The sequence below is a fragment of the Streptomyces sp. NPDC127038 genome (assembly GCF_042725875.1).
Classification (GTDB): Bacteria; Actinomycetota; Actinomycetes; order Streptomycetales; family Streptomycetaceae; genus Streptomyces.
The window spans coordinates 116106-130525 of the sequence record NZ_JBHXDQ010000016.1; the positions used below are offsets into that span (position 1 = coordinate 116106).

At 71.4% G+C, this 14420-nt stretch carries 11 protein-coding genes; 4 read left to right on the plus strand and 7 right to left on the minus strand.

Annotated elements, in window-relative coordinates; genetic code table 11:
• The first annotated feature begins 61 nt into the window (after window positions 1-61).
• Window positions 62-1054 (plus strand): aldo/keto reductase, encoded by a 993-nt coding sequence (locus tag ACFWI4_RS14885; protein WP_387195408.1) that lies wholly within the window; start codon window positions 62-64, stop codon window positions 1052-1054.
• Between the two features lie 176 nt (window positions 1055-1230).
• On the opposite strand, the gene thpR is transcribed toward ACFWI4_RS14885, so the two are convergent.
• The 3 genes from thpR to ACFWI4_RS14900 all read right to left on the minus strand — a co-directional run bounded on the left by thpR (window position 1231) and on the right by ACFWI4_RS14900 (window position 3843).
• Entirely contained in the window at window positions 1231-1821 is a 591-nt protein-coding gene (gene thpR, locus ACFWI4_RS14890) for an RNA 2',3'-cyclic phosphodiesterase (RefSeq protein ID WP_387195411.1), read from the minus strand.
• Window positions 1822-1930: 109 nt separating this feature from the next.
• Entirely contained in the window at window positions 1931-3295 is a 1365-nt protein-coding gene (locus tag ACFWI4_RS14895; protein WP_387195414.1) for an MFS transporter, read from the minus strand.
• 110 nt (window positions 3296-3405) lie between these two features.
• Complete coding sequence (locus ACFWI4_RS14900) at window positions 3406-3843, minus strand: MarR family winged helix-turn-helix transcriptional regulator (RefSeq protein WP_385395117.1); 438 nt, start codon at window positions 3841-3843, stop codon at window positions 3406-3408.
• A gap of 144 nt (window positions 3844-3987) precedes the next feature.
• Between ACFWI4_RS14900 and ACFWI4_RS14905 the strand changes: the two genes are divergently transcribed.
• Entirely contained in the window at window positions 3988-4170 is a 183-nt protein-coding gene (locus ACFWI4_RS14905; protein ID WP_054235178.1) for a hypothetical protein, read from the plus strand.
• Window positions 4171-4192: 22 nt separating this feature from the next.
• Here the strand turns inward: ACFWI4_RS14905 and ACFWI4_RS14910 are convergent, their stop codons facing one another.
• Window positions 4193-5644 (minus strand): NCS2 family permease, encoded by a 1452-nt coding sequence (locus tag ACFWI4_RS14910; RefSeq protein ID WP_387195418.1) that lies wholly within the window; start codon window positions 5642-5644, stop codon window positions 4193-4195.
• A 236-nt stretch (window positions 5645-5880) separates the two neighbouring features.
• On the opposite strand from ACFWI4_RS14910, the gene ACFWI4_RS14915 reads away from it, so the two are divergent.
• Both ACFWI4_RS14915 and ACFWI4_RS14920 read left to right on the plus strand, forming a co-directional pair.
• A complete protein-coding gene (locus ACFWI4_RS14915; protein ID WP_387195421.1) occupies window positions 5881-6156 on the plus strand; it encodes a DUF2530 domain-containing protein in 276 nt (91 codons plus the stop codon).
• Between the two features lie 263 nt (window positions 6157-6419).
• Window positions 6420-8819: a cation-translocating P-type ATPase gene (locus tag ACFWI4_RS14920; RefSeq protein WP_387195424.1), complete on the plus strand. Its 2400-nt coding sequence runs from the start codon at window positions 6420-6422 to the stop codon at window positions 8817-8819.
• Between the two features lie 39 nt (window positions 8820-8858).
• Here ACFWI4_RS14920 and ACFWI4_RS14925 read toward each other — a convergent pair whose 3' ends face one another.
• From ACFWI4_RS14925 to ACFWI4_RS14935, 3 genes are all read right to left on the minus strand, one after another.
• Window positions 8859-9791 carry a hypothetical protein gene (locus ACFWI4_RS14925; protein ID WP_387195427.1) on the minus strand — a complete coding sequence of 311 codons (933 nt, stop codon included), beginning with the start codon at window positions 9789-9791 and terminating at the stop codon, window positions 8859-8861.
• A gap of 245 nt (window positions 9792-10036) precedes the next feature.
• Window positions 10037-10843, minus strand: coding sequence for a hypothetical protein (locus ACFWI4_RS14930; protein ID WP_387195430.1), 807 nt, complete (start codon window positions 10841-10843; stop codon window positions 10037-10039).
• Between the two features lie 256 nt (window positions 10844-11099).
• A complete protein-coding gene (locus ACFWI4_RS14935) occupies window positions 11100-14261 on the minus strand; it encodes a sacsin N-terminal ATP-binding-like domain-containing protein (RefSeq protein ID WP_387195432.1) in 3162 nt (1053 codons plus the stop codon).
• Window positions 14262-14420: the final 159 nt, after the last annotated feature.

The following is a 14420-nucleotide window of genomic DNA, read 5'->3' on the forward strand; positions in this document are numbered from 1 at the left end:
CGGCGCCTTCGCCCGCGCCGCTCTTGCCTAGAGCGCACTCCACGCCGTTGGCTGGTGGACCATGAAGTACACACAGCTCGGACGCACGGGGCTCAAGGTCAGCCGGCTGGTCCTCGGCACGATGAACTTCGGACCGCAGACGGACGAGGCCGACAGCCACGCGATCATGGACGCGGCGCTGGACGCCGGAATCAACTATTTCGACACGGCCAACGTGTACGGCTGGGGCGAGAACAAGGGCCGTACGGAATCGATCATCGGGAACTGGTTCGCCCAGGGCGGTGACCGGCGGGAGCGGACGGTTCTCGCGACCAAGGTGTACGGGAACATGGGCGCCGAGGGCGAGCCGTGGCCCAACCAGGACAAGCTGTCCGCCCTGAACATCCGGCGGGCGGTGGACGCGAGCCTCAAGCGGCTCCAGACCGACTACATCGACATCTACCAGTTCCACCACGTCGACCGGTCGACGCCGTTCGAGGAGATCTGGCAGGCGATCGACGTCCTGGTGCGGCAGGGGAAGATCCTCTACGTGGGGTCCAGCAACTTCCCCGGCTACAAGATCGCCCAGGCCAACGAGATCGCCGCCCGCCGGGGCGGGACCATCGGCCTGGTCAGCGAGCAGTGCCTCTACAACCTCGCCGAGCGCCGCGCCGAGATGGAGGTCATCCCGGCCGCCCAGGAGTACGGGCTCGGTGTCATCCCCTGGTCCCCGCTGCACGGCGGACTGCTGGGCGGTGTGATCAAGAAGGAGGTCGAGGGCGGCCGCAGGGCGAGCGGCCGGGCCGCCGACGCCCTCGCCGACCCGGCCCAGCGCGCCCAGATCCAGGCGTACGAGGACCTGCTGGAGAAGAACGGCCTGGAGCCCGGAGAGGCCGCGCTGGCCTGGCTGCTGACCCGTCCCGGCGTCACCGGCCCCATCGTGGGCCCGCGCACCGCGGAACAGCTCGCGTCGGCGCTGCGCGCGGTCGAGCTGGAGCTGTCGCAGGAGGTCCTGGAGGGGCTCGACGAGATCTTCCCGGGCCCGGGGCCGTCGCCCGAGGCCTTCGCCTGGTAGACGAGCGGTCCGGCCGGGCCGGGGCCTTCGCCCGGCCGAGGCACGGTCCGGCTTCGGCACGGTCCGGCGGTGGCGGTCGTTACCTGACCGCCGCCGCCATGGCGACGACGAAGAACATCAGCACGAGCACACCGGCCATGATGCGGTTTCGGGTCTTGGGGTTCACGTCATCGAGGTTAACCGGCCGCCCGGGGACTCCCGTCGTCCGCCCCCAGCGGCCAGCTCGCCACGGTTTCGTATCGGGGCTGCTCACGGGGCACTCCCGAGACCGGCAGGTTGCTGCGGACGAGACACAGCTCACCCACGGTCCAGGCCGTTCCGGCGAACGGGTCCAGCGCGGCGACGTACGGCTTGAGGTCCGCGGAGACGCGGCTGCGGGCCACCGTCAGATGCGGACGGTAGCGGCGGTGCTCCTCCATGGTGACGCCCGCCTTGCGGCCCGCCGCCTCGGCCCGGTCCGCCAGCAGCCGCATCGTCTCGATGCCGCCCGCCGCGCCGGCCCACAGGGCACGGTCGCCGAAGTGGCCGCCGCCGCGCAGGGCCAGCGGGAACGGACCGGTGCGACGCGCCGCCCGTTCCAGCCGTTCCGAGAGGCCGGGGACGAGGTCGTCGGCCACCTCCCCGTAGAACGCGAGGGTGAAGTGCCAGCCGGGGCGGCCCGTCCAGCGCAGGGTGTCCGCCCCCGGCATCCGCTGCAACTCGTCCACTTCCCGGGCGAGTTCACGCACCGCGTCGGCAGGGGGCAGGAGCGCCGCGAAGATTCTCATGGGACCAGCCTTCCAGGGAACGACGGCCGGCACACGGGAGTATCGGAGCCGAGGTGTGCGAGAGGCGGCCGGCCGCGGGTGCGGGCCGACCGCCTCGGGAGTCACCGGGTCACACCGCGGTGGCCAGCTGCTCCTCGCTCCGCACGCGCGGGACGAAGCGGATCCTGGGGCGGCCCTGGTGCCACCCGAGGGAGACCTTCAGACCGCCGACGCGGGCCAGGACCAGCCCGATCGTCGTCGCCGCGAGCGCCGAGACCAGTCCGCCGAGCGCGAAGCCCACGCGGGGCCCGTAGGTGTCGGTGACCCAGCCGATCAGCGGCGCGCCCAGCGGCGTACCGCCCACGAAGACCATCATGAACAGCGCCATGACCCGGCCGCGCATGGCCGGGTCGGTCCCCATCTGGACCGAGGTGTTCGCGGTGACGTTCACGGTCAGCCCGAAGATCCCGATCGGGACCATCAGCAGCGAGAACAGCCAGAGCGTGGGAGCCATGGCGGCCACCACCTCCAGCGCTCCGAAGGCCACCGCGGCCGCGATGAGCACGCGCAGCCGGGCCGTGCCGCGCCGGGCCGCGAGCAGCGCCCCGGTCAGCGAACCGATCGCCATCAGCGTGTTGAAGAGGCTGTAGGCGCCGGCGCCGGAGTGGAAGATGTCGTCCGCGTACGCCGACAGCCAGACGGGGAAGTTGAACCCGAAGGTGCCGATGAAGCCGACGAGGACGATCGGCCAGATCAGTTCGGGCCGGCCGGCCACGTAGTGGAGGCCTTCGCGGAGCTGGCCCTTGGCCTTCGGTGCCCGCTGGACGACGTGCAGTTCGCGGGACCGCATGAGCAGCAGGCTCGCGAGCGGGGCCACGAACGACAGGCCGTTGAGCAGGAAGGCCCAGCCGGTTCCGACGCCGGTGATCAGCAGGCCCGCGACGGCGGGTCCGACCAGTCGCGCGGACTGGAAGTTGGCCGAGTTCAGGCTCACCGCGTTCTGGAGCTGGCCGGGGCCGACCATCTCGGAGACGAAGGACTGGCGTGCGGGGTTGTCGACCACGGTGGCCATGCCGACGGCGAAGGCGGCGAGGTAGACGTGCCAGACCTGGACGTGGCCGGTCAGGGTCAGGAAGGCGAGGACGAGGCCGGTGAGGGCCATCGACGTCTGGGTCACCAGCAGCGTGGGGCGCTTGGGCAGACGGTCGACGAGGACGCCGCCGTACAGGCCGAAGAGCAGCATCGGCAGGAACTGGAGCGCGGTGGTGATGCCGACCGCGGCGGAGGAGCCGGTCAGGCTGAGGACCAGCCAGTCCTGGGCGATGCGCTGCATCCAGGTGCCGGTGTTGGAGACGACCTGGCCCAGGAAGAAGAGACGGTAGTTCCGGATCTTCAGCGAGCTGAACATCGAGGAGGAGCGGCGGGAGTCGCGGGTGGACGCGGGGTCGTGGGTGGCTGGTGCGGGGGCGGAGTGTGCTCCGGGTCCCGTACTCAAAAGGGCTCGCCTCCAGGGCATCGGGGACGTCGGCGTCGTGTGGGGCGTCGGCGCTTGGGGGGGGAAGAGAAGGCGGCCCGGTCCCGCGGTCGGACGAGGGCCGCCGGGGGTCAGATGTGCGCGAGCTTCTCCAGGACGGGGGCGGCTTCGCGGAGCTTGGCCCATTCGTCCTCGTCGAGGCCCTCCACCAGTCCGGCCAGGAACGCGTTCCGTCTGCGGCGGCTCTCTTCGAGCATGGCCTCCGCCTTGTCGGTCTGCGTCACGACCTTCTGGCGCCGGTCCTCGGGGTGCGGCTCCAGCCTGACGAGCTCCTTGGCCTCCAGCAGCGCGACGATGCGGGTCATCGACGGGGGCTGTACGTGCTCCTTGCGGGCGAGCTCGCCCGGCGTGGCGCTGCCGCAGCGGGCGAGGGTGCCGAGCACCGACATCTCGGTGGGGCTCAGCGACTCGTCGACCCGCTGGTGCTTGAGTCGACGCGACAACCGCATCACTGCGGAGCGCAAGGCGTTCACGGCGGCCTCGTCGTCGCCATGGGTGAGGTCAGGCATGTTCTTTAGCGTAACTCATTACTCTCGCTAAAGAACAACGGGGCACCTGTGAAACGCGCCATCGGACGCGGAGATCACTCATATGAGTGAGATCGCACCGGAAAGTGACCCGAATCCGGTCGGGAAACGGCGACCCTCGACTCCATGGGGACCAGCGTGCTCAGCCTGCGTATCGACGGGGAGCTGCTCGACCGGCTCCGCCACCATGCCGCAAAACGCGGAATGAGCGTCCAGGACTATGTGGTCCGGACGCTCATTCGCGACGACTTCGACGAGCGGTTCCAGACCGCCGTCGAGGAGACGGAGAAGTTCTACGGGGTCACGTGAGACCCCGTACGCCTGCCGCCGATCAGGTCAGGCCGAGGGCCGGCATGAGGTAGTAGAAGGCGAACACCGCCGACACCACGTACATGGCGACCGGGATGTCACGGCCGCGGCCCGCCGCCAGGCGCAGCACGACGAAGGTGATGAAGCCCATCCCGATGCCGTTGGTGATCGAGTAGGTGAACGGCATCATCATCATGGTCACGAAGGCCGGGATGGCGATCGTGTAGTCCGCCCAGTCGATCTCCTTGACCGAGTGGGACATGATCAGGAAGCCGACCGCGATCAGCGCGGGCGTGGCCGCCTGGGACGGGACCATCGTGGCGACGGGGCTCAGGAACAGGGCGACCGCGAAGAGCGCGCCCGTGATGACGTTCGCGAAGCCCGTGCGGGCACCCTCGCCGACACCGGCCGTGGACTCCACGAAGCAGGTGGTGGCCGAGGAGGAGGAGGCGCCGCCCACGGCGACGGCGACACCGTCGACGAAGAGGACCTTGTTGATGCCGGGCATGTTGCCCTGCGCGTCCGTCAGCTTGGCCTCGTCGCTGATGCCCATGATCGTGCCCATCGCGTCGAAGAAGCACGACAGCAGCACGGTGAAGACGAACAGGATGCCGGTCAGCACGCCGACCTTGCCGAAGCCGCCGAAGAGGCTGAACTGGCCGATGAGACCGAAGTCCGGGCTGGCGACCGGGTTGCCGGGCCACTTCGGGGTGGTCAGACCCCAGGACGGGACGGTGGTGACGGCGTTGATGATCACCGCGGCGACCGTCATGGTGACGATCGAGATGAGGATCGCGCCGGGCACCTTGCGCACCATGAGCGCGAGGGTCAGCAGCGTGCCGAGGATGAAGATCAGGACGGGCCAGCCGTGGAGGTGGCCGTCGGTGCCGAGCTGAAGCGGGACCGTCGTCTGGGCGACGTCCGGGATGCGGGTGACGAAGCCGGAGTCGACCAGGCCGATCAGCATGATGAACAGGCCGATGCCGATCGCGATGCCCTTGCGCAGGCCGAGCGGCACCGCGTTCATGACGCGCTCGCGCAGACCGGTGGCGACCAGGAGCATCACGACGAAGCCCGCGAGGACCACCATGCCCATGGCGTCCGGCCAGGACATCCGGGGGGCGAGCTGGAGGGCGACGACCGTGTTCACGCCGAGGCCGGCCGCGAGCGCGATCGGCACGTTGCCGATGACGCCCATGAGGAGCGTGGTGAAGGCCGCGGTCAGCGCGGTCGCGGTGACGAGCTGCCCGTTGTCGAGGTGGTGCCCGTACATGTCCTTCGCGCTGCCCAGAATGATCGGGTTCAGCACGATGATGTACGCCATCGCGAAGAAGGTGGCGAAACCGCCGCGGATCTCGCGCGGGAGGCTGGAGCCCCGCTCGGAGATCTTGAAGTAGCGGTCGAGAGCGCTCTGCGCGGGCCGGGACTCCGGCTCGTGCGGGGCGGGGGCCTTGGTGGCGGCCGAGGTGGACATGCGGGTCCTCAAACGTGCAGGGGGACGGGACGTGATCGAGCCTGGTCAGTGGTCGTTCACCAGCAGGTTCCCCCAGGTCGCTGTTGGTGTTTCATACGAATACAACTGGCCAGACTCGGACTGTTTCAGTATGAAGATATGAGTCGGAAATCGCTATCTCCGCGCGTAGACCCTTGCCGTACAAGGGGAGACAGGGTGCGGACACGATCGGTCGCCGGCCCTCGTAAGCTGTGCACATGGCGAAGTGGACCCCCAAGCACGAGGCGCCGGAGCCCCTGGAGGGCCCCGTGGTCGCCACCATCACGGGCGGCACGATCCTCTGGTTCGTCCTCTTCCTGGTGCAGCTGCCCTTCTACGGCTGGTTCGACGACCACGGGCACCTGTGGTGGCTGTGGACCTGTCTGGCCGGCGCGGGCCTCGGGCTGATCGGCATCTGGTACGTCCGCAAGCGCGACGCGGCGATCAAGCGCGCCGCTGCGACCGGTTCCCCGGCGGCCCCGCTCGCGGACTGACGGCTGCCCCCGTCACGGACCGACGGCGATCCCCCTCGCAGGCCGACGGCCGGCCCGTCACGGACCGACGGCGGTCCCCCTCGCGGACCGACGGCGATCCCCGGAACGGAGTAACGGCGGCCGTCCGGCGGTCCCTGGGGCGGAGGGGCGGCCCCGCATCTCCACCCACGGCAGCATTCCCCGCCGCCCGCGGCTCCTCCCCAGGTCGGAACTTCGGCCCACTCGGCGGGTGAAGCCGCAAATCGGCACGTACCGTCGATGACATGACCCACACCCCCGCGGGCGCCGGACTCGATCCCGTTCACCCCGCGCCCGTACCCGCCTCCCGGCGGGCCGAGGGACTGTCGGCCGCCGAGGTGGCCGAACGGGTCGCGCGCGGCGAGGTCAACGACGTACCCGTCCGCAGCAGCCGCTCCGTGGGCGAGATCGTCCGGGCGAACGTGTTCACCCGGTTCAACGCGATCATCGGTGTCCTGTGGCTGATCATGCTGTTCGTGGCCCCGTTCCAGGACAGCCTGTTCGGGTACGTGATCATCGCCAACACCGGGATCGGCATCATCCAGGAATGGCGGGCCAAGAAGACGCTGGACTCGCTCGCGGTGATCGGCGAGGTGAAGCCGACCGTCCGCAGGGACGGGGTCGCCGCCGAGGTGAGAGCGTCGCAGATCGTGCTCGGGGACCTCATCGAGATCGGGCCGGGCGACAAGGTCGCCGTCGACGGCACCTGCGCCGAGGCCGACGGCCTGGAGATCGACGAGTCACTGCTCACCGGTGAGGCCGACCCCGTCGTCAAGCACGCCGGGGACGCCGTCATGTCGGGCAGCTTCGTGGTCGCGGGAAGCGGCGCGTTCACGGCGACGAAGGTGGGCAGGGAGGCGTACGCGGCCCAGCTGGCGGAGGACGCCTCGCGGTTCACACTGGTCCACTCCGAGCTGCGCAGCGGCATCTCCACGATCCTCAAGTACGTGACGTGGATGATGATCCCGACCGCCATCGGCCTGGTCATCAGCCAGCTCGTCGTCAAGCAGCACGGCTTCAAGGACTCCATCGCGCGGACCGTCGGCGGGATCGTGCCCATGGTCCCCGAGGGGCTGGTCCTGCTCACCTCGGTCGCCTTCGCGATCGGCGTCATCCGCCTTGGCCGAAAACAGTGCCTCGTGCAGGAACTTCCCGCCATCGAGGGCCTCGCCCGCATCGACACCGTCTGTCTGGACAAGACCGGCACCCTCACCGAGGGCGGCATGGACGTCACCGAGCTGCGGCCGCTGAACGGCGCCGACGAGACGTATCTGCGCAAGGTCCTCGGCGCGCTCGGCGAGTCCGATCCCCGGCCCAACGCCTCCCTCCAGGCGATCATCGCCGCCTATCCGGACAGCGAGGAGTGGCGCTGCACCCAGGCGCTGCCCTTTTCCTCCGCCCGCAAGTACAGCGGTGCCGGGTTCAGCGAGGGCAACGGCGAGTCGAGCACCTGGCTGCTCGGCGCTCCCGACGTCCTGCTGCCCGCCGGGGACAAGGCGCTCGCCGACACCGAGCGGCTCAACGAGGCGGGGCTGCGGGTGCTGCTGCTCGCGCGGACCACCAAGGACCTCGACGATCCGGAGGCCGCCGGGGCCGCCCGGCCCGCCGCGCTGGTCGTGCTGGAGCAGCGGCTGCGCCCGGACGCGGCCGACACCCTGCGCTACTTCGCCGAGCAGGACGTCAGGGCCAAGGTCATCTCCGGCGACAACGCGGTGTCGGTGGGCGCGGTCGCCGGGAAGCTGGGGCTCACCGGCGAGGTCGTCGACGCGCGCGAGCTGCCGGCCGAACCGGCGGAGATGGCGGAGCACCTGGAGAAGGGCACGGTCTTCGGCCGGGTCACCCCGCAGCAGAAGCGGGACATGGTCGGCGCCCTCCAGTCCCGCGGGCACACGGTGGCGATGACCGGCGACGGCGTGAACGACGTACTGGCCCTGAAGGACGCCGACATCGGGGTCAGCATGGGCTCGGGGTCCGAGGCGACCCGCGCCGTGGCGCAGATCGTGCTGCTGAACAACAGCTTCTCGACGCTGCCCTCGGTGGTCGGGGAGGGCCGCCGGGTCATCGGGAACATCACCCGGGTCGCGACCCTGTTCCTGGTGAAGACGGTCTACTCGGTGCTGCTGGCCGTGCTGGTGGTGTGCTGGCAGGTCGAGTACCCGTTCCTGCCGCGCCATCTGACCCTGCTGTCCACCCTCACGATCGGCATCCCGGCGTTCTTCCTCGCCCTCGCCCCCAACACGGAGCGGGCCCAGCCCCACTTCGTGCGGCGGGTGATGCGGTACTCGATCCCGGGCGGGGTCGTGGCGGGGACGGCGACCTTCGTGATGTATCTGATCGCGCGCCATCACTACACGGGTACGGGCTCGCTGGAGGCGGAGACCAGCGCCGCGACGCTGACGCTGTTCCTGGTCTCGATGTGGGTGCTCGCGATCATCGCCCGGCCCTACACCTGGTGGCGGATCTGCCTCGTCGCCTCGATGGGCGGGGCGTTCCTGCTGGTGCTCGTCGTGCCGAGGCTCCAGCACTTCTTCGCGCTGAAGCTGGTCGGGGCGACGATGCCGTGGGTCGCGGTGCTGATCTCGGTGGTCGCGGCGGCCGTCCTGGAGTTCCTCTGGAGGTGGGTCGACCGCCGCGTTCCCGCTTAGGACGCGTCCTGGGGAGATGTCACCGGTTCACGGTGCCGCTCACTGCACGTCGACGTAGTCGCCCGTGGCCTTGAGGGCCGGGGTGGTCGAGGTGCCCGCGAAGCTGTAGCGGAAGTAGCCGTCGACGGTGGCCGTCGTGGTGGTCTTCAGCTTGCCGGTGCTGTCGGTCTTCACCGTCTTGAGCGTGGTGTAGGTGGTGCTGTTCTTCTTGCGGAACTGGAGCTGCACCGACTGTCCGGTGTAGCCGTGGTACTTGCGGTCCTCCCAGTTCGCACGGGTCAGGGCACCGGTGACCGTGACGGTCCTGCCCTTCTTCACCGGCTCCGGGGCGGCGTTGACCGTCAGCCTGGCGTAGCGCAGCACCCGGGTGGTGGTGAGCTTGTCCTGCTCGACGTAGCCGATCTTGCTCAGGTCGGCGTCGTCGTCGGTCGGGTCGACGCCGTTGAGGGCGATCGCCAGGCCCATCGCCTTCCACGTGGTGGCGTCGGCGTTGACCAGTTCGTGGTCGCGCGGGTAGATGTCGATGGTGCCCTCGCAGACGGCGGTGGTCGTCGAGGTGGCGGCGCAGGACGGGAAGTCGTCGCCGATCAGGACGCCGACGGGCTCGTCGAACGTGCCGCGGTAGAGCTCGACGTCCAGGAGGAAGTCGTCGGCGGTGATGTCGACGGAGGCGCCGTGCTTGACGCTGAAGGTGACCGGGGCGATGACGTGGTTGGTCGTCCCGACGACGATCGGCCAGCCGCTGTTGACCTTCACGTTGGAGAAGGAGAGGTCGAGGGCGTAGGGCACGCCGGTGGTGGTGCCCGTGGATCCGGTGTACGCGGTCCTGCCCGAGGCGGCGCGCGCGGCCTCCCGCACCTTGGCGATGTCCGCGCGGTGGCCGGTGGAGCCGGCGGCGTGGGCGCCCGGCGCCACGAGGGCGGAGAGAGCCAGGGCGCCGGAGACGGCGGCCACTGTGGCACGAATACGCATGCGATCCCCCAGTGGAAACAGGGCCCTCCCGTGGTCGTTCCTCACGGGGCGTGGTCGCACGGGCCCAGGTGACGGCGGAGTCTGCTGACTCATGGGGAAAGATCGCCGGGGTGCCCGAAAGGTTGCACGGAAAATGAATACACGTGCGACCCGTGCGGAGATCGCGCGGCCGGTGGTGCGGGAGCCCCCGGACAGCGGAGATCCCCGGCCCTGGACGGACCGGGGATCCCGGGGTGGATCAGGTGTTACTGGACGTCGACGTAGTCGCCCGTGGCGCTGACGGCCGGGGTGGTCGAGGTGCCGGCGAAGCTGTAGCGGAAGTAACCGTCGGCGGTGGCCGTCGTGGTCGTCTTCAGGTTGCCGGCGCTGTCCGTCTTGATCGTCTTGAGCGTGGTGTAGGTGCTGGTGCCCGCCTTGCGGAACTGAAGCTTCACCGACTGGGTGCCGTAGCCGTAGTACTTGGCGCTGTCCCAGCTCGCGCGGGTCAGGGCGCCGGTGACCGTGACGGTCTTGCCCTTCTTCACCGGCTCCGGGGCGGCGTCGACGGTCAGCTTGGAGTAGCGCTGGAGGTTCAGGGCGCCCAGGTCGCCCTGCCACTTGATGTTGTCCTCGTTGGCGTAGTCGACGGCGACCGCGCCGACCTTCCACGCGCCGGCCTCGGCGGAGGTCAGGTCGTCGTAGTCGGTGCCGGGCACCGGGCGGAACTGGATCTTGGCCGTGCACTTGAGCACGGTCGAGCTGGAGGCGGTGCAGGTGCCGCCCTCGTCGCCGCCGAGGATGTCGGTCGGCGCGGTGACCGACGTGCCGCGGTAGAGCACCGGGCCGCTGTCGAAGGCGGACGCGCTGACGGTCGAGGGGTGCGTGACCGTGTAGGTCGCGCTGACCGTGACCTGCGCGGAGGCGCCGACCACGATGTTCTTGCCGCCGTTGATCACGACGTTGGAGAAGGTGACGCCGGAGACCGGGTTGCCTGCGGCCTGCGCGGCCGGCACGGCGAGAGCGGAGAGGGCCAGGGCGCCGGTGACGGCGGCCACGGTGGCTCGTATGCGCATGGGGTTCCCCAGGTGGAGAAAGGGGGTCCCGGCTGTGGTCGTTCCTCACGGCTCGTCGTCTGCGCGGGACCCAAGTGATCGCTGAGTCTGTTGACTCAAGGTGTGAGATTAGTGAGGGGTGCGAGGGGTTGTACGGGTGGGGTGAGGGAACCGGAGTTTTTAGGTCCGCATTGCGCGGCGATGACGAAAAGCAGGAAGAAGCCCGGCCCCGGGGGACGGACCCGGGGCCGGGCTGAACACGCTTCGAGCGGGCGGGTCAGTCGAACCAGCGGTCCCGGGCCAGCTCCTCCGTGCGGGACGGATCCTCAAGCAGCGCGGCGACCTCGAAGCGGCGCGGCCACTGGCCCGCCGCCCAGGCGAGCCCGGCGGCGACACCCTCCAGCGTGGCAGCGTGCAGCACCCCGTCCCGGGTGCGGCGCCAGTCGATCTCGGTGCCGTCGACCACCAGCTCCTCGTGCTCGACGTACGAGGCGGGGGTCGCCGGGCCCAGCAGGACCCGTACGGACTCCGGTACGTCGTGCTCGGTGCCCTCGGAGGTGACCTCCCCGGTGACGGACTCGCTCAGCCGCCGCACCTGGAACAGCTCGGCGAGCTCGGCGGCCCGCGACGGCGGCACCGGCAGCAGCGGCGTCCCGTCGGTGAAGGCCAGCAGGTCCGGCGAGTCCACGACCACCGCGTCGGCCGCGTCCACGACCCGCACCTCGCCGTCCACGACCGCCCTCAACTCGTCCGGCAGGGTGACCTGTTCGGGATCGAGATCGGCCAGCGCGCCGTACAGGGCGTGCAGTTGGGCCGCGGTGACCGGGCGGTCGGGGTCGGCGAGCCGGTCGAGCAGCTCGGCCGCGCCGCCCGGCTCGTCCAGCAGGGCGGCCACGGAGGTACGGACGCCGAGCGCCCGCAGGACCTGCTCGTCGTCGAAGCCCGTCGCGTCGGCCTCGTCGTACAGCCCGCGCAGCAGCGGATCGCCCCCGGCGGCCCGCAGACCGGCCGGGCGGCGCCCGTCGAGCACCGGATGCCCGCGCAGCCACCAGGCCGTGTACGGGCGGACGATCTCGTGCCTGCCGTCCGGGAGCAGGACGCGCACCTGCTGGATGATCGCGTCCCGCAGCGGCGGCCGCGCGAGCAGCGCGAGGGCCTGCGGCCACTGGTCGTCGTCCACCAGGTCCAGATCCCGTACGGCCACGATCTCGGTGGCCACGGGCGGCACCGGCGAGTCGGGCAGCCGGTCCAGGACGTCCTCGCACCACACGTCCACCGCGTCCAGCAGACCCGCGTCGTCGGGCTCGGCGAAGTCCGTTTCCCGCGGCTCCAGTTCGTCCGGGTCGAGGACGACGTCGGTGGCGCGCACCAGGGCGAAGCCCGCAAGGACCCCGCAGGCCGCGAGCGGCTGCTCGCCCCAGCGTTCGGCCAACTCGTTGTCGACGAAGGCGAGTTCGTCCTCGCGCATGATCCGGGCGAACGGGCTCTTGGGCAGGACGAGTTCACCCGCGGGCACGAGTTCACCCTCCTCGTCCGGCAGCGCGAGCGCGCCGAGCCAGGGCTCGTCGCCGGGTTCGAGCACGGCGTCACGGACCAGCGCGAGGACGGTGTCCGCGAGCTCCTCCGCGTCCAGGGTGTCCTCGTCCCAGGCCCCGCCCTCGTCGTCGAGCGAGGCGGCCACCGCGGCCCGCACCTGCGGCGTGGTGAGCACCGCGCGCGGCGAGGCCGGCAGGGCGCCCAGCTTCTCCAGGAGGGGGTGGGCGGCGTCCGGGTGGGCGACCTTCAGACCGAGCCGGGCGAGCGTTCCCGGGGCCACCGGGGACTCCCCGGCGGCGGGCAGCAGGACCTGGCGGGGCCCGATCGTGGTCCGGCCGTCGGCGAGCGGCACCGGCAGCCCCGACAGCCGGTCCGGGTCGACCCCGGCGAGGCTGTCGTAGAGGCGGTACCACCACTCCGGGTCCTTCTCCAGGCCGGCCAGCCGGTCCACGGCCTCGGTGAGCGCGACCCGGGCCACGCCCAGCGTGCGCAGCTCGACCCGTCGTTCGAGGCCGGCGGGCAGCAGACCGGTCAGGACCTCGGCGAGGACCCGGACGGTCTCGGCGCCCGCGCCCTCCACCACCTCGGCGTCACGCGGGCGCAGGGCGGCGGGGTTCTCCGCGGTGCTGCTCGCGGGCCAGTCCTCGGGGGCGTCCACAGCGGGCAGCCGGTCCTGCGGGGCCGCGGGCGGCAGGAACGCGGTGCGCGGCAGCCGGTCCAGGATCGCCTGGCGCAGCGCGCCGTCGAGCCCGCCCTTGCCGAGCGGGCCGGGCACGAGGTCGATGATCCCGGCGTCCACGGGCCGCCAGGAGGCGAGGAGTTCGGCGTAGGCGTCCGCCGCGCGCTCCACCAGGAACTCCGTCAGCGGGCCGGGGGCGGCGTGGCGGCGGGTGGTGTCGAGCGGGAAGGAGGCGATGAGGAGCGCGGGCACGCCGAGGGCCTCGTCGCTCGGGGTCGGCGCGTGCACGACGGGGCTGGTGCGGGGCCGGGCCGGTGCTCCGGCCGTGTCGACCGGGACGGCCCAGGTCACGGACCAGCGCGGACGCAGCCGTTCCTCGACCGGGCGGTCGGCGAGCAGGGCGGGGTCGAGGGGGCCGTGCGCGGCGGCGGTGCGGTAGCGGGTGGTGCCGTCGCGGGAGTCGTCGATGACGGTGCCGTGCTCGGCGGCGGTGCGGCGCAGGGTGCGGACCTCGTCGTCGCCGATCTCGACGACCACCTCCTCCAGGCCGGGCAGGGCCAGCAGGAGGGCGTCGTCGATCGTGCGCAGGAGGCGTTCGGCGAGGTCCTCGGCGGCGGTGTCGCGCAGCGGCAGGATCACCGCGGTGTCGTACGGGCCGGGGGCGGTGCCCTCGGCCGCGAACGGCAGCCTCAGCAGCGGCACATGGCCGTCACGGCGGCGGATCTCGTCGCCGAGGCCGGGGCTGTCCGCGGCGGTGCCGGCGGCGAGGTCGCGGGCCTCGGCGAGCGACCAGCGGACGCCGCCGGCCCGGCCGACGACGGCGGGTTCGTCGGTGACGGCGAGGACCGCGGCGAAGCCGACGCCGAAGCGGCCGACCGCCGTGTCGGGGGCGTCCCGCTTCGCGGAGGCCCTGAGGGTGGCGAGGGACTCGACGCCGGCCGTGTCGAGGGGGGCGCCGGTGTTGGCCGCGACGAGGACGCCGTCGCGGAGCGTGAGGCGGAGGCGGCCCGGGGCGTCGGCGCGGGCGGCGGCGTCGGCGGCGTTCTGGGCGAGTTCCACGACGAGGCGGTCGCGGTAGCCGCCGAGGACGAGGTCCTCCTCGGCGTTGGCGTCCTCGCGGAACCGGGCCGGGCTGGTCGCCCAGGCGTCCAGCACTCCGCGGCGCAGGCGCGCCGTGCCGAACGGGTCCGCGCCCTCGGCGGCCGGCCGCACGAACTTACTCACGGGTTCACTCTCCCTCTCGCGTGGAGCGACCGCGAACGCAGCACCGGGTCACGGCACGAAGGTACCGCGCGGGGTCGCTCGCGCTGACGTCACCGGGTTCGGTCCGGTGGGGGGCGGGGCCGTGCCGGTGCATCAGGCCGTCGCCGTTGGGTGAGGTGC